Genomic DNA, 15,613 nt, shown 5'->3' on the forward strand with positions numbered 1-15,613 from the left:
AAATAGGGTGTGTGGGAAAATCGTAGATAATTTCAACTGACGCCGCAGTTTAGGGCAGAGAGGCTTCATGCAGATTGTCGACAGCACCATTTTGGCGCTGCTCATATTGGTGTTACTCGTGGTGCGGGGGCCGTTTCGGGGGTTTGTGCTGGTCGCGGGGGTGTTGCCCCTTGGGATGATGGCTGCGGTTAATCTGCCGGCCATCGGTGGGACATCGGTGTTGGCCGTTGATCTGGCGGTGCTGACGTGGCTGGGTCTGTTGATGGTGCGCGGGTCTGTGGTCGCGCATTTAGCGGCGATTTTCAAACCCGGTGGCGCGGGGTTTTATCTGATGTTGTTCATGGGGTACGCGGTGCTTGTGACGCTGTTTGCGCCACGGGTGTTTGCCGGTGAAACACAGGTGTTTGGGATTGGCCGGATCGCCAATACCATTGGCATTGTGATACGCCCGCTGATGCCCAGCGGGGGGAACCTGTCGCAGTTGTTGCGCATGGGTCTGAGTTTCACAGCCTTTGTCGCGGCGGCGATGTTTGTTATTCAGCGGCCCGATCACCGGTTGATCCTAAAAGGCGTAACGGTGGTGACCGTCGTGCATATTGCGATGGGTGCGTTGGATCTTGCCACCAACGCGGCGGGCACCGAATGGATGTTATCGCCGGTTCGGACCGCGAATTACACGTTAACGTTGGGCCAGCGGATGGCGGGATTGAACCGCATGATCGGCGGCTTTCCAGAAGCGTCGGCCTATGGGTATTTTACGCTTGGGCTGTTTGGGTTCTGGCTGAGCTATTGGATGAATGCGCTAGATCGACGGCGTTGGCACGGGGCGCTGTTGCTGGCGTTGTTGGCCGTGCTGCTGCGCGGCACGTCATCGTCGGCCTATGTTGCGGGGGCGCTTGTCGTGGGCGGGTTTTTCGCCGTGCGGTTGGTGTCGCTGCGTCACGGCATGATCGGCCGCCCATTGGGAACAGTGCTGGTGCTGGGCGCGGGACTGGTGCCTTTGGTGGTGGTTGGCGGCTATGTCGCATATGAAACTATGCCGCAATTTCAAAGCTTTCTAGACCGGTCATTGTTCAACAAATTAGGCAGCGATTCCGGAATAGAACGCATGAGCTGGAACCTGCAGGCTTGGGCAAATTTCAAAGATACGCTGTTGTTTGGCGCGGGGCTTGGGTCTGTCCGGGCGTCCAATTGGGTGATTGCCGTTTTGGCAACAACGGGCGTGCCGGGCGCGGTGCTTATGGCTGGGTTCTTGTGGCGCTTGCTGGTGCAGCGGCCGCCTGTGGCCGATGACCATACGCAGGTGCTGATCTCGGCGCTCAAGCTTGGGTGTTTGGCGACGCTCGCGCGGGCCATTGTGGTGAAGGCCTCGCCCAACCTCGATTTTTCATTTTTCATTATGTCGGGCTTGCTGGTCGGTTACGCCGCCAGAGCCGTTACAACAGGACGCCGCACGATGATGCCAACCCAGCACCCTGAAATGCGCCCATCTTTCGAAGGAACACACACATGATCGCGCTGCGTGATGGGGTAAAAACACTGGCCGCAGGGACCGTTGCACGGGCGGTGCCACAATGCCGCTTTGATCGGTGTTTGTTTGTGCTGGCGCATATGCGATGTGGGTCGACCGCATTGTCTAACATCTTGTGTTCGCGGCCAGATATCAGCGGATACGGCGAGGCGCACATCCGGTACGGGGCGCCGAATGCTTTGGGCGGGTTGGTGGTCAACCAAGCGCGGCGCGGGGGGTGGTCGCCGCGGGCGGATTACCTTTTTGACAAGGTTCTGCATTCGCGCCACGACAGCGCCGCCCCGCCCGAATTTTTCCGGTCGCGCGCGATTTTCGTGTTGCGCGCGCCCGAGCCCACGATCGTGTCGATCCACCGGCTCTATCAAAAGCTGGGCCGCGATGAATATGGCACCCATCAGCTGGCCGCCGAGTATTATATCTCTCGCGTAACTGCATTGAGCCAATTGTGGGACAGGTTTGCACCTGATCACCGGTTTGGGGTTACCCACGAGACGTTGATCACGGAGCCAGACGCGACACTGGCAGGTCTGTCAACGTGGCTGGATCTGTCACCGCCGCTGCTTAACCAATACCAAAGCAAAGCAGCCTCGCGGCGGGGCGGGGCCGGTGACCCTCTACAAAGCGGCGCATTTTCGCGGATCGAACGGGGGGCGATCTCTGATCTAAGCGGTGTCACGCTCGAAATTGACGACGCACAGCGCGCTGCCGCCTTGGCCGCCTACGAGATGTTCCGCGACAAACTGAACACGGCGGCGCATCCTGTTACGCGCGCAGATACATCCACACCACCAGAATAATAAAGACAAGCGCGCCAATCAGGCTAAACGCTGGCACCAGAAACAACACGGGCAAATCTGTCTTAATGGCCAAAACTGTCGTCAGACCGGTAGAGATCAGTGCCGCAACCAAGCCCGCAGCAAGAGGCGAGATGTCTTTTGGTGCTGCCGGGTCGGGTTGCGCGTCTTGATGTTTGTTGTTCCGCACGGTGTCCTGCTTTGCCGGATGTCGATGCTTGTAAATTCTCAACACACCGAATGGATTATACCTGAAATTTACCCGCCTATAACGTCTGTCGGTTTTTGCGGCGGTATCTTGCCTTCAACCTTAACTAGTGTCAGGCTAAAGCAAGATTAACGCTGTTTATTGTGTTTTCGCGGCTGCTCGTGTTTTGAAATATTCGGTCTGAGATACGGATTATAATCATGCATTGGTGGAAGCAACCGCGATAATTTCAATCTAAAGTAGAATACACTTATTAATAAGATGTTTCCAATATCGACACAAATTGAACGATCATTGGTAAGGATGCCCCAAGGAGATCACGATGGGAATTTTTAGGTTCGCGCTGGCGTTTCTGGTGGTCCTTCAGCATATCATCCATTTCCCGGGTATCGGGAAATTCGCGGTCACCAGCTTTTTCCTGCTGTCAGGGTATCTTATGACCTGCATTTGCGTGCGCAATTATGGGTATGGGTTCGCGGGTTTTACGCGGTTTTGGGCCAACCGTATGCTCCGGCTGTATCCTGCGTATTTTGTAACGTTGGCGTTAACGGTTATTGCCATGACACTTCTGGGCGCACAGACGTTTAGCGACTACCGGTCTGCGATCTATATGCCTCAGGGTGCGTCCGAATGGGTGCCGGTGCTGAGCATGGTGTACCCGGCCTACATGCCCTACGAGGTGACGCCCAGATTGGCGCCCGCAACCTGGGCGTTGACCACGGAGCTGTTTTATTACCTGCTGATCAGCCTTGGCCTGTCACGCAGTGTGCGCCTTAGCTGGATCTGGTTCGCAGCGGCGCTGGCCTATACGGTCACGGGCATATTGAACGGGCAGGGGTTGCATTGGTCATATTATCCCGTGACATCCGGCGCGTTGCCATTTGCGGCGGGCGCGTTGGTGTATCACCACAAAGACACGATTATGCGGGTCGCAGACCGCGCAGGGCTCTCGGGAAATCGCCGGTGCCTTGGGGTCATGGGTACATCTGTGGTGGTGCTGGTCGGGTTTGCTTTGGCCTCTCGTATCCCCAATGCGCTAGACATGTCGGCGGGGGCCGAAGGTCGCACCATCAGTGTGTTGCTGGCGGCGTCGGCGGTGCCATCTGTCATCGCGTTGGTGGCGTGTCTGCGTTTGCGGCTGTCGGGGCGGCTCAAGTCATTCGATGCGACGCTTGGGGATTTCTCCTACCCGGTCTATATTTCGCATTGGACGTTTGCAGCCATAGCCGCCTGGATCGTGGGCTCCGATGGGCCGGGTCGCAGCGTTGATGCGCTTGTGACGCTGGCGGTATCGGTGCCTTTGATGATCGCGTTTTGCATTTTGCTACAACGGTTTATCGACCCGCCAGTGCAACGCTTGCGCGACAGGATCCGCCCAACAAAAGCGGCCCCCAAAGAACAACCGCACCTTAGACACCAAGCGCCTTAAGGCTGTCTTCGACACCGCTGCGAAACGCCTGTTTCGAGAACCGCGCGGCGTGGCGCACCAAATCTTCGGGGGCGACGTTCTGGGCAAGATCTGCCTCGAACCGTTCGACCGCATCAATCAGCGCATCAACCGTTTGCGTCTGAAACAATACGCCCGTCTGGCCATCCACCACCGTATCCATCAACCCGCCGCGCCCGTACCCGATGACCGGCCTGCCCGATGCCATGATCTCAACCGGGACAATGCCAAAATCTTCTTCGCCGGGGAAAATCAGCGCCCGGCACCGCGCCATATGCCATTTGAGGTCATCAAAGGGAACCTTGCCCAGAAACCTTGTCTGAGGCCCTGCAAGCTGCGCCAGTTGGCGCGTGCGGTCGTCTGGGCCACCGATAACGACCAAGGGTTTGTCGAGCTGGCGAAACGCCTCAATCGCCAAATCGGGCCGTTTGTAGGGGGCCAATTCACCAGCCCACAGGTAAAAATCACCCAGTTCCTCGCGGGGGACAGGCGCGAAATCTTCGACCGCAACGGGTGGGTGCACAACATCAGCGGTACGGCGCCAATACTTGTGGATGCGGTTCGCAACGTGGTGCGAATTGGCCGCAAACCCATCGACACGGGCGGCGCTGGTGACATCCCATTGGCGCAACCCGTGCGCCAGACGAGGCATGACCGTGCGGGTCAAAAGCCCTGCGTCATTGCGGTAAACGTGATATTGATCCCACAGGTACCGCATGGGCGAATGGCAATAACACAGATGCGGCGCGTCGGGCGGGCAGATCACGCCTTTGGCCGGGCCCGCCTCGCTGGAAATCACCAGATCGTACCCGGTTAGGTCTAGCTCCTCTAGCGCGCGGGGCATCAGGGGCAGGTATTTTTGATACATCCGCCGCGCCATGGGCAACCGGCCAATGCGGGTGGTGTAGATCTGATGGCGCAGCAATCTGTCGCTGAGCTGGGCAGGGTCGACCACATGGGTGAAAATATCCGCCTGCGGGTACATCTCGCATAGCGCTTCGAGAACCTTTTCACCGCCGCGCATGCCCACCAACCAATAGTGGATCAGCGCCACACGTCTGTCCCGGCCCACGTCGCTGGCTTGGGCGGTGGGTTTTGCGTCAGAGTGCACCATGTCAGTTAGCCTGGTGGGGCAGCGCCGCGTCAACGACCTGCACTATCAATGTGTCGCCGGGCAGCAGGGCGCTGTCTTGTTGCAACCCCTCAATACGTGCGCGACCTGCTCGCGCGCTGGCCACTGTGAACTGCGCGGTAAAGCCTGCGGATGCAAACAAGGCATCTATGTTGTCGCCTTGCAAAAGGTTCAGATGATCCAGAGACCGGGCATACTGCATTTGGCTTTCGTCCAGCGCGATCTGTGCCGCGCGCAAGGTCTCTAGGCGGTCGCGTTTGAAGTTCGACGTAAATCGCAAAAGGTCCCGGCGCGCCTCGCCAATGGCGCGGGTCGCGGCAATTTGCGCGCTTTCGAGCTCTAGCAGCCGGGCGCGGGCGTCGGCCTCGCGTTGTTGCACCGTCGATAGCCGCGATGCGGTTTGCAACCCACGGTCCTGTAATGATTGGGCATTGGCCAATTCCGATTGCGCGGTGTCTATCACTTCGCGTTGCACGCCCAGCCTCAGATCCAAGATCTGTTGTTGGTCCTCAAGCGTGCCTATTTCTGCAACCCAAAGGGCCTGTGCCTCTTTCAAAAGCGTGCGTTCCGCTGCCAGCGACGCGGCGGCGTCCTGCACCATCCGCGTGGCATCCACGGCCTCGGGTGCCGGAATGACGCGCAACATGGCACCGTCCAAAACTACCTTGGATGCGTCACCTGCAAGTGCTGCCCGTTGTTTGGCGATTTCCACGGCAGTCGCTGCGATTTCGAGGTTGCGCAGCTTGATCTGGCCCTCGACCTCGGCGCGTGCACGTTCGATCTCGAATTGGTCAATCCCGTTGGACAGCGTGCCCCCCGACAACCCCAGCGCAGTCGCGATTGTCATGCCGGGCATGAACTCAAAACGGCCCGGCGTCGCTACGTCACCTGCAACGACAATGGGCGCGTACTCCACCACCGATATCAAAACCTGCGGGTCAACAAACAACCCCACCTTTGCAATTGCGTCTTCGATGCGGTGTTCGGCATCATCTAGCCCGTGATCGGCCAAGGTGATCCGCCCCACATCCAGCAACCGCACACTGCCTTCAACGTCTATCATCATCTCGACGGGGTCGCGGCCACCCCCAAACGCGATGCGCACGGTGTCTCCCTTGGCCAACAGATAGTCTTGTGCGTGCACCGGTCCGGTCAGGCCACACAGCGCGCCCATGAACAGCGCACACCCAACGCGCGTGATCTTAGCCTTCATAGATATAGTCCGCCTTGACACCATAAGTTTCCAATTCGTCGCGCGGATCAACCTTGGTCATCACCAAACCCACCGCAGCCGGTGCAAAGGCACGCAGTTGCCGCGCGGCTTCTCGTGCGGCGTGGCGATGGGTTGAGCCTTGCTTGACCAACAACAATGCCGCATCCGCGGACCGTGCCAAGGGCAATGTATCTGCCACCAACAACACTGGCGCCGTATCGATGATCACCAGATCATATCGCGCTTTGAGCTGATTGAGCAGCGTAACAATCTGGTCGGGATTGGTGGTTTCCAACAGCTGCGGATCGCGGTGCTTGACCGTGATAAGATCGTAGCCGTCTTTGGGCACACGCGATACGGCGTCATCGATAGAACACGTGCCCTTCAGCAGTCCTGCCAGATCGCCGCCATCAGGGGCGTACCCCAGAGTTTTGGCCAAAGACGATCCGCGCAGGTCGAAATCCAGCAACACGCATGATTTGTTCGCACGTGCTTCGGCCATGGCCAGTGCCACAGCCAGCGTGGTTTTGCCCTCGCCGGGGACGGACGAGGTGATCAACACGGTTTGCACCGGGTCCCCGGAGGATTGAAGCGCCAACCCGTTGCGCAATTGTCGGACCCGTTCTGCGAACCCTTGGTAGGGGGTCGCGCGCAGCGATCTTTGCATTCCGGGCACGCCGGTCCAGCGGCTGCGAGGCAGAGAGGCCATCAAGGGCAGTTCCAGCGCGCGTTCAATGTCGGACGACCGCGCAAAACCCGCGCTGTTGTTGGCAAGCAGCAGCGCCAGCGCCAGCCCCAGTGGAAAGCCAACCGCTCCGCCCAGAACGGTGAACAATGTCACGCGCGGGCCTGTCGGCGCACCGGGAATGATCGCGCGTTCGACGATGCGGGCCTCGGGCCGCTGCACGCTGTCAAACGACCGGGTTTCGTTGAGCCGGCCCAACGCGGTCTCGTAACTGTCGCGCACGGCGTTTGCTTCGCGTTCAAGTTGGCGCAATTCGACAGAGGCCCGCGACAACCGCGAGGCGCGATTTTCCAGCTCGGACAGGCTGCCCTGGATCGAAGCGGCCCGGATACGCGCCACGTCGACTTCGTTGCTAAGCCCCGAAATGATCCGGGCAACTTCGGCCGATAAATCCCGTGTCAGTACGTCGATCGATGACCGCAACCTTTGACGTTCAGAATGTTCGGGGCCCAATTCGGTGGCCAGATCCGCGTCGCGCAATTGCAGAGCAGATAGTTCTTCGCGCAGGGCCAAGGCAAAGGGCGACGACAACAGCTCGGCGGCTGTTGCGAACCCGTCGGTGTCCACCACAGACTGGATCTTTTGATACCGTGCCTGTGCGCCCGCAATATCGGCACGCGCCAAGGCCAACTGGGTGCTCACATCCATCATCTGCTGATCAATGGCCTCGCCGGAAATACCCAGTTCGGCCAATTGCGCCACGCGAAAGTCTTCAACGCGGGATTCGGCGTCGCGCACGGCGACCTGCATGGCCTGCACGCGTTCGTTCAAAAATGATGTGACGCCAACAATCGCCGCAGACCGCTGGTCGGCGTTGTTGTCGATATATGTCTCAACAATGGTATTGGCGAAAAACGCCGACAGCGCCGGGTCGGTTGTTTCAACGGCCAGGTTGATCACATAAGATTGCCCCTCGCGCCGGACGGTGATGCTGCGCGCCAGCGCGCCAACCAACCGCCGCATCCGCCGTTCTTGGGGGGTTAGCAGCGGCGTGCCCGTCGTTTCTATGGGCGCGCGCGGGATCAATTTGTTGCGCAAGCCCGACAGCGCGTCGGACAGTTTATCCCGCAGGCCGGGTGGGGCATTGGCGGGGTCAAACGCGTCCAGACGTGCGGGGTCGATGTTGCCTATCACTTGCTCCAATAAAAGATTGGACCGCAACACCAGCGCTTCGGAATCCAGCAGCGGATTGTTCAGCGTCAGATCTGATACGATATCGTCGCGCCCTAGCACCTGCACAGATCTGGAATCGTACATCACACTTGCACGTGACGAATACACCGGCGTCACCTGCGACACCAATGCATAAGCAACCATGCACCCGGCAATGGTCGTGGCCACGATCAGCCATTTGCGCCGCCAAAGCGCAAGGATAAGGCCGCGTAGTTGGATTTCATCATCTGTCCGGTCGGCCATCGACACTGCCAAGGCAGGCGTAATTTTTCCCACTCTCACCCCTGAGATATAAACAACTATTGTCAAATTTTCGAATTGATCGCACGTATGAAGCGAGTTCTGCAATGAAAATCGCCTGCCATTGGTTGGCTGTGGCCGCGAAATCAGGGCGGTATGCCACTCTTTGCATCGCTATTTGTGTGGTCGGGCGCCAAGTGACTGCGCAGTGGTGTGGTGTGGGTAAAGGTTGGTGGGGGTCTTGGCACATTGTATTCACCTGCAGGGGTGCGGGGCCAAAGAAATGTTACCAAAGTATCTTTTTAGGGTTGTACTCCAAACCTTATCAAAGGATTAACGCGTGGGTTTGTCGAAAACTGAGTTAAATTCCTCCCTTGTCACATTGTTTTTTTGGCTAACCCCTTTGACTTAAATAGAAATAGGGTTTCTGCCGTGATTTTTGCGTTTTTTCTCCTGATTGCGGACCAAGAGTTACCTTGATCCGAACATGTAGGCGGCCAGATGGCGCCGTGGTCGGACGGTAAACCAATCCTTGATTGCACAAAAGCGACGGTAACCTGTGGCATTCCGCGAGTTCGACATCGCGCACTAATTTTGAAGGATGTTATTATGTCTAGGAATTCGAACCCTACTCTGACGGCTCAAAACGATAATCTGGATGTCGCTGCCGATTTTTTATCAGACGCAAAGGCAGACAGAAGCTGGTATTATACCGGGTCCAACCTGTCCACGTTGAAAATCGATGTGGAAACGGTGTGGGAGGACTACACAGGCGAGGGCGTGACCGTCGGAGTGGTCGATTCACAGATTGAATTCGGGCACAGCGATTTGGGCGCATATGACACGACGCTTGACTATAACTTTGCAGATGACACCGGTGATATCGTCTGGGACAGCGCGAATTTGCCGGATGCCCACGGCACTATGGTCGCGGGAATTATCGCGGCAGAAGGCGGTAATGGCGTTGGCAGCGTTGGGGTTGCGTCTGGTGCGACGCTTGTTGGTCTGGCCATCGACTACGACAGCGACGATGTGATCGACCAAGCCATAAGCGCGTTAAGCGCCGCAGTAAACGTAGATGTTGTGAACAACAGCTGGAGCTTTTCTGGTAACTTCGAAGACAACTTTAACAAGGCGGTTAACGCCGACATGGCCGACACGCTGGAAACCCTCGCAGAAGACGGTCGAGATGGGCTGGGCACAGCGGTGGTGTTTTCGGCGGGGAACGCAGGCGCTGGCGGGTCTTCGAACTACCACAACTTCCAAAACTCACCCTACACGATCACGGTCGGTGCCGTTGACCCTGACGGCAACCCATCATCGTTTACCAGCCTTGGCGCGAACGTCTTGGTGTCGGGGCCCGGCCGCGAGGTGCTGACCACCGCGTTGAAAGACCGCTACGAAGACCCTGATGGCACGTCATTTTCCGCGCCGGTTGTGTCTGGTGTTGTTGCCCTGATGCTCGAGGCGAACCCAGATCTGGGGTACCGTGACATTCAACAAATTCTGGCGCTGTCTGCGCGCCGTGAGGGGTTGACGGACGAAGCCTTGCATGGCGACGGCTGGCAGACCAACGGGGCGACCACCCATAACGGCGGCGGGATGCATTTTTCTGATGCCTTCGGGTACGGTTTTGTAAACGCCCATGACGCGGTGCGTCTGGCCGAAACATGGACCCTGCAACAGACCGCCGACAACCGCGACACCGTCGAGGTCGACGTTGACAGTGACCAAGAACTTGTCGCCGGTGAAAACGACCACGTCTCGGTGCAGTTTGATGTCACGGATGCCATTCAGGCCGAACACGTACAGCTGTCAATGGACCTGCGGTGGGCGAATACCGCCGATATTGACGTCTATCTGACGTCGCCAGATGGCACGCAAGTGCGCCTTGTGTATGATCTGCCCGCTGAGGGCGCCATTGGCAATCTGCGCGACTTTACCTTTACGTCCGTAGCGTCGATGGGTGAATTGGCCGACGGGACATGGACATTGGATATTTACAACCGCGACCCCGATGCAACCGCCAAGGACGGCACCGCGATGAGTTCGCTGTTGCGGGATGCACAGTTGACGATCCACGGCCGGTCGGACGGGTTAGAAGACACGACCTACACCTTCACGGACGAATTTGGCGTGCTGTATTCGGCAGATGATCTGGCTGCGCGCAGGATCCTGAACGATACCGATGGTGGTGTTGACACGATCAACGCAGCCGCAGTGACAACCGACAGCCGCATTGATCTGAGCGGAGCAGGCGAGACGCAAATTTCAGGCATTACCCTAGACTGGACCGCGACCGACTTTGAAAATGCCGTGGGCGGCGATGGTGATGATGTGCTGATCGGTAACGCCTCAGACAACTGGATCTACGGCGGGCGTGGCGCTGATACCGTGACGTTCTCGGCCGGTGCCGACACGATCGACGGTGGCGCGGGCGATGACGTGCTGGTGTTTAACACAGATTTTGCGGGTATTTTTGGCTATGTCGACGCGGTGGGCGACCTGTTTGCCGGGTTCGTTGAAGGGGCGGCGTCCTTGGTCAGCAATATCGAGACGTTTGTGTTCACCGATATGACCTATGCGTTCGTTGATTTCTTCGGGTTGTTCAGCGACGCCGACCCGGATGTCCCGGAAGATGACACGCCAACGGACGACCCAGTCACAGAGGATCCAACGGACGATCCGGTCGATGAGCCAGTGGACGACCCAGTTGAAGATCCGGTTGATGAGGACGACGACACCGATACGCCCGTAACCGGCGATCCAGAAATGACCCTGACAGGGACCGACGGCAATGATAAATTGCGCGGGGATAATACATCAGACGCTCTGATAGGTGCGGATGGGGATGATTTCCTGCTGGGCTACGACGGCGCAGACAGTCTTTATGGCGACGCAGGCGCAGACAAATTGCGCGGGGGCGATGGGCAGGATAGCCTGATCGGCGGTGCCGGCAGCGACACGCTACAGGGGGAAAACGGCAACGACATCCTTGAGGGTGGCGCCGATGCAGATGTTCTGTTTGGTGGTGCGGGCGATGATGTGATCAACGGCGGCGCAGACGCGGATACGTTGGTGGGCAACGACGGCGCGGATATCTTTGTCTTTGATCTGGCGGACCTTGGCGCGGTGGATCAAATTAACGATTTTAACATCGGCGAGAATGACCAGATCTATGTTCTGGGGGCATCAGCCTACGATGGTGCCACGTTTACCTTCGAAGATAGCGGCCGTTTCACACATTTGAACATGACCTACAACGGCACCACGACAACCCTGTTTGACGTACTTGGAAGCGGTCAGAATGATCTGGTGATGGATCAATCCAGCCAAGATCTGTTCATCTTTGCCTAATATTATTGCGGGGGCTGATTTAGGTCTCGCCCCCGCATATCACCTGCCCGTGGCGCGAAAGACGACACCAACAGTGCGGACCAAAATAACCAGATCCCCGATGGTAGAGCGTTCCAGATAATAGGTCGCATCGAGCTTTACCCGTTCACTGTAGTCGACATCATTGCGGCCTGACACCTGCCATGGGCCGGTCAATCCGGGCTTGAGCGCATGGTAGCACCATTCGAATTTGCCATACATCTTCAGTTCGTCGCGGGTTACAGGGCGCGGGCCAACCAACGACATTTCACCGGCCAGAACGTTCACAATTTGGGGCAGCTCATCCAGGCTGGTGGCGCGCAGGAACCGCCCAAGTGACGTAATACGTGGGTCGTCGGTGAGCTTAAAATCACGGTCCCACTCCGCCTGCGCCGCAGGGTTTTCGGCAAGATATGTCTCCAGGACCTTCTCTGCATCGGGGACCATGGTACGAATCTTCCAGCAGCGGAACGCCTTACCGTTTTGGCCAACGCGCATGTGCCCGAAGAAACTTGGGCCGCCATCCCGACGTACAAGCACGGTCAAAACACCGATGACGGGTAGAAAAACGAGCATCAAAACACTTGCTAAAACCATATCAAATAAACGTTTTAAGGTCAGCGAGTGGCGATGCGCCTCGGGTTTTGGTATGGCCGAATAGGCCCCAATATCGTGCCACATTCTCATAAAATATATCCCATTAAATATCGTCATAGCAGAACCCGCGTGCGGTCTGATTGCAACTTTAAAGTGCTACATCGCCTTTGATGCAACTCTTTCGCTGCTTTTTTAACCACGTTTTTGCGGGGGTCGAAAGAAACACATACCCAAGTCGCAGCCCTTCCCGGCCTACGATCTGCGCCCCAAAGGGGGTAATTATGGTTAACAAAGCCTTAATATTAGGGGATGTTTTAATATGGAATTTCTAGAATTTGAGCGTTTGCACGAATTTCGGGCAGCTGGCTTCTACTTTGTGACAGGTTGGCGCAAATAAATGCACTTTAACCGGCTGTATCAGACGTTATCTCAGCCTTTCTGAAGGACAGGACCCCGACAATGCCGCTGCACCTGCGGCCATGCGATTCTGCGGGCCTATACTGCGGTGTTTTGATGAGGTTCGAAAAACACCTTGTTTGCGGTTGCAAAACTGGTCACCACTGGTGCGCTCATAGCTCACTGCCAATTTAACCCAGTTCCGATCATGCAAGGTTTGAAATGACGTCTTTTTCTGCAACTCTGGGTCCAGCTCCGATCATCCGGTGCCTGAATGTCAAATATAGCCCAAATTTGGGGGATGGCTTGCTGTCGGAGTGCCTTGAATGGGCACTGCTCGGGCAGGGCGCGGACCCACGTTCGGGGTCGATCGATCTTGCGGGGCGCACCGAATATGGCCAATCCATGGCAGGGCGCGGGGCGGTTATGTCGGTGTTGGAAACAATGCCGCCGTCCCTTCGCCAACAGTTGGTGCGCGTACCTTTGGCGATCCAATCGCGCAGGAAATGGCAGCCGCACTACGAAACCAGCCTGCAAGACGCGCAATATGCGGTGATCGGCGGTGGGAACTTGCTCAGCGATATGGACCTGAATTTTCCGACAAAACTACGGCTGGCGCTATCTGAAGTTCGGAAAAATAACATTCCGGCGGCTATTTTTGCCGCAGGTATGGGCGGCCATTGGAGCCGCGAAGGGTTGAAACGCATGCGCGCAGCGGTCGCAGGTGGAGTGCTAAACGCGGTGTATCTGCGCGATGAGGCGTCTAAAGATCGGTGGGACAGGTTGTTGGGTGATGCCGCGGGGTGCCAGGCGACGGTTGTGCGTGATCCTGGGTTGTTGGCGCGGTTGTGCTATCCGCAAACGACCGTTCGCAAAGCAGATATGCCGACCGTCGCCTTGGGCATCATGAGTAGCGTTGCCATCCGATATCATTCCGACATTCACGCAGACCCGCGCGCCTTGCGAAAATGGTACGTCGATTTGGCCACTGCATTGCATCAAAAGGGCGCGCGCGTGGTGGTTTTCACCAACGGAGCCCCCGAAGATCTGGCGGAATTGGATGCCGTGCTTCCAGACTTGCGGGCCGCTGTACCGTCTGTTGTTTATCGGCCGTTTCAACGCCCGAGCGATATCGCCGAATTGATGGCCAATTGCGACGCTGTCGCGGCCTACCGGATGCACGCGTTGATCGCGGCGCAATCGTTTGGGGTGCCGACGTTGGCCATGGCATGGGATGATAAAGTGGCGTCGTTTTTGGCGTCTGTCGGGCGCGGTGACTGGCTGTTTGACGCAAACTTACCCGCTCAAGACGCGGCAAATATCTTGCTGGATCTGGCGCAAAACCCAATCGATGCCCAACACCGCGACAGCATCGTGTCAGACGCCCTTAACGATGTGGCAACCTTGTATCAGGCACTGTGTCGTGCGGGTTCGCTCAACGCCTGATCATAAAGCGTTACCTGCGCGTTGATCCATTGATCTTGCGACAAGCACAGGCCCGCAACCCCGGACGCGGCTTTTAAGCTCATGGCGCGTAGGGCGACGCGGTCCATGTGTGCCAAACGTCGTAACGCGTCGGCAAAGACGTCGATATCGCGGGTGTTGCACATGTACCCCAACCCGGCCGCTGCGATCTCAGCGCCTAATAGGGCGGTGTCTGCGGCAATCACTGGCATGCCCGACAAAGACGCCTCTGTTGCGACAAGGCCGAATGGCTCGGGATAGCGCGATGGCATCACCACGCCCCGGCATGTGGAAATTTCGGCGGCAATCTCTGATGGGGCTAACCACCCGGTGAAACGCACCTGCGGGTGTTGTTTGGCCAGCGTTTCACGCAGTGGCCCGTCACCGATCACGGTTAACGCAATATTGGCCTGCTGGGCGGCGGCTATTGCGTCCTCAACGCCTTTTTCGGCCTCGACGCGCCCAATAAAGGCGATGCCCTCGTTGTCTTCCACAGGGACCCGGCGGGTGGTCAGGGCCGCCGCCGGGTTGCGCACAACAGCAAAGCGTGACGGGTCATACCCCGCCCGCGTCAGCCCGCCGGCCATGCCGGGATGGATCAAGATAATACCGGCAAGTGCCTGTGTTTTGGGCAATGTTCGCGACAAGACCGCCTGCCGCGCCACGCGCCATGTCTTTTGGGCATAACTGCGTTTGTCGCACTGGGTGCTAAGGCAGGCCGCCCCCAGTGGTGTCAGCGTGCAGGGCGCCATGGCTGGGTAATTCATGAACCCACCATTCGGACAGCCTAGAAAATAGTCATGGGCATGCACGAACACCCGCGCGGAAACCTGCCGCAAGGCGTAAAACACGCTGGGCGAAAGCGCCTTGGACCAACTGTGCACATGATAAATCGTATCTGGGGTGTCTGTGTCGGAAACAAAGCGGGCCAGATGGTCTGCGACCTGACGACTGTAGATCCCTTGGGTAAACGCCGCCAAACGCCGTGCTTTCATCAGAGGTTGCAGCCCGACATTGTGCACCGCGATCCCCGCCTGCGCTAGGTCGGGGTTGTTGAGGGCATCCGCCGTGAAAAACGTGACATCCATACCACGTGCGCGCATCAGACGCGCCTGCAGCAACGCCAACCCCGTGGCACCGCCCCGCGCGAGGCTCGCATCGTTGATGATGACCAGTCGCACGACCTGCGCCTTCTCTGTTGTTCGTTACCTGCGCAGGGTCGCTATGGTGATCGTTTAGGTGCGATCTTAGGTGACCCTTCAGGTTAAATTTGTGGCCCGAAGGTGTGTGTTTGTCCA

General features: G+C 57.6%; 11 protein-coding genes. 5 read left to right on the forward strand and 6 right to left on the reverse strand.

The features are described 5' to 3' along the window. The first annotated feature begins 67 nt into the window (after positions 1 to 67). Both ABJH13_RS03600 and ABJH13_RS03605 read left to right on the forward strand, forming a co-directional pair. Positions 68 to 1,513 (forward strand): hypothetical protein, encoded by a 1,446-nt coding sequence (locus ABJH13_RS03600; RefSeq protein ID WP_348404851.1) that lies wholly within the window; start codon positions 68 to 70, stop codon positions 1,511 to 1,513. Beyond that, complete coding sequence (locus tag ABJH13_RS03605; RefSeq protein ID WP_348404852.1) at positions 1,510 to 2,328, forward strand: sulfotransferase family protein; 819 nt, start codon at positions 1,510 to 1,512, stop codon at positions 2,326 to 2,328. Before ABJH13_RS03600 ends, ABJH13_RS03605 begins: the two co-directional genes overlap by 4 nt. On the opposite strand, the gene ABJH13_RS03610 is transcribed toward ABJH13_RS03605, so the two are convergent. After that, positions 2,294 to 2,515 (reverse strand): hypothetical protein, encoded by a 222-nt coding sequence (locus ABJH13_RS03610; RefSeq protein WP_348404853.1) that lies wholly within the window; start codon positions 2,513 to 2,515, stop codon positions 2,294 to 2,296. The genes ABJH13_RS03605 and ABJH13_RS03610 overlap by 35 nt on opposite strands. 340 nt (positions 2,516 to 2,855) lie before the next feature. Here ABJH13_RS03610 and ABJH13_RS03615 point away from each other — a divergent pair, with 340 nt between their 5' ends. After that, positions 2,856 to 3,962 carry an acyltransferase gene (locus tag ABJH13_RS03615; RefSeq protein WP_348404854.1) on the forward strand — a complete coding sequence of 369 codons (1,107 nt, stop codon included), beginning with the start codon at positions 2,856 to 2,858 and terminating at the stop codon, positions 3,960 to 3,962. Here ABJH13_RS03615 and ABJH13_RS03620 read toward each other — a convergent pair. The 3 genes from ABJH13_RS03620 to ABJH13_RS03630 are packed head-to-tail and all read right to left on the reverse strand — an operon-like array spanning position 3,943 to position 8,519. Then, complete coding sequence (locus ABJH13_RS03620) at positions 3,943 to 5,094, reverse strand: glycosyltransferase (RefSeq protein ID WP_348404855.1); 1,152 nt, start codon at positions 5,092 to 5,094, stop codon at positions 3,943 to 3,945. The genes ABJH13_RS03615 and ABJH13_RS03620 overlap by 20 nt on opposite strands. A 1-nt stretch (position 5,095) precedes the next feature. Then, positions 5,096 to 6,325: a polysaccharide biosynthesis/export family protein gene (locus ABJH13_RS03625; protein ID WP_348404856.1), complete on the reverse strand. Its 1,230-nt coding sequence runs from the start codon at positions 6,323 to 6,325 to the stop codon at positions 5,096 to 5,098. Continuing rightward, positions 6,315 to 8,519, reverse strand: a complete 2,205-nt coding sequence (locus tag ABJH13_RS03630) for a polysaccharide biosynthesis tyrosine autokinase (RefSeq protein WP_348404857.1) — start codon at positions 8,517 to 8,519, stop codon at positions 6,315 to 6,317. Before ABJH13_RS03630 ends, ABJH13_RS03625 begins: the two co-directional genes overlap by 11 nt. A gap of 573 nt (positions 8,520 to 9,092) precedes the next feature. Between ABJH13_RS03630 and ABJH13_RS03635 the strand changes: the two genes are divergently transcribed. Beyond that, on the forward strand, positions 9,093 to 11,840 hold the full coding sequence (locus ABJH13_RS03635; RefSeq protein WP_348404858.1) for a S8 family serine peptidase: 2,748 nt from the start codon (positions 9,093 to 9,095) through the stop codon (positions 11,838 to 11,840). Between the two features lie 39 nt (positions 11,841 to 11,879). Here ABJH13_RS03635 and ABJH13_RS03640 read toward each other — a convergent pair whose 3' ends face one another. Next, positions 11,880 to 12,572, reverse strand: a complete 693-nt coding sequence (locus ABJH13_RS03640) for a sugar transferase (protein ID WP_348404859.1) — start codon at positions 12,570 to 12,572, stop codon at positions 11,880 to 11,882. Positions 12,573 to 13,073: 501 nt separating this feature from the next. Here ABJH13_RS03640 and ABJH13_RS03645 point away from each other — a divergent pair. Further along, a complete protein-coding gene (locus tag ABJH13_RS03645; protein WP_348404860.1) occupies positions 13,074 to 14,297 on the forward strand; it encodes a polysaccharide pyruvyl transferase family protein in 1,224 nt (407 codons plus the stop codon). Here ABJH13_RS03645 and ABJH13_RS03650 read toward each other — a convergent pair. Beyond that, complete coding sequence (locus ABJH13_RS03650) at positions 14,261 to 15,496, reverse strand: glycosyltransferase (protein WP_348404861.1); 1,236 nt, start codon at positions 15,494 to 15,496, stop codon at positions 14,261 to 14,263. The genes ABJH13_RS03645 and ABJH13_RS03650 overlap by 37 nt on opposite strands. Between the last annotated feature and the right edge of the window lie 117 nt (positions 15,497 to 15,613).

The sequence above is a fragment of the Roseobacter sp. genome (genome assembly GCF_039970775.1).
Lineage (GTDB): Bacteria > Pseudomonadota > Alphaproteobacteria > Rhodobacterales > Rhodobacteraceae > Roseobacter.

What these genes read in the sequence shown, in the direction of transcription:
- ABJH13_RS03600 (WP_348404851.1), top strand. Translation starts at nt 68, where the DNA reads ATGCAGATTGTCGACAGCACCATTTTGGCGCTGCTCATATTGGTGTTA.
- ABJH13_RS03605 (WP_348404852.1), top strand. Translation starts at nt 1,510, where the DNA reads ATGATCGCGCTGCGTGATGGGGTAAAAACACTGGCCGCAGGGACCGTT.
- ABJH13_RS03615 (WP_348404854.1), top strand. Translation starts at nt 2,856, where the DNA reads ATGGGAATTTTTAGGTTCGCGCTGGCGTTTCTGGTGGTCCTTCAGCAT.
- ABJH13_RS03620 (WP_348404855.1), bottom strand. Translation starts at nt 5,094, where the DNA reads ATGGTGCACTCTGACGCAAAACCCACCGCCCAAGCCAGCGACGTGGGC.
- ABJH13_RS03625 (WP_348404856.1), bottom strand. Translation starts at nt 6,325, where the DNA reads ATGAAGGCTAAGATCACGCGCGTTGGGTGTGCGCTGTTCATGGGCGCG.
- ABJH13_RS03635 (WP_348404858.1), top strand. Translation starts at nt 9,093, where the DNA reads ATGTCTAGGAATTCGAACCCTACTCTGACGGCTCAAAACGATAATCTG.
- ABJH13_RS03640 (WP_348404859.1), bottom strand. Translation starts at nt 12,572, where the DNA reads ATGACGATATTTAATGGGATATATTTTATGAGAATGTGGCACGATATT.
- ABJH13_RS03645 (WP_348404860.1), top strand. Translation starts at nt 13,074, where the DNA reads ATGACGTCTTTTTCTGCAACTCTGGGTCCAGCTCCGATCATCCGGTGC.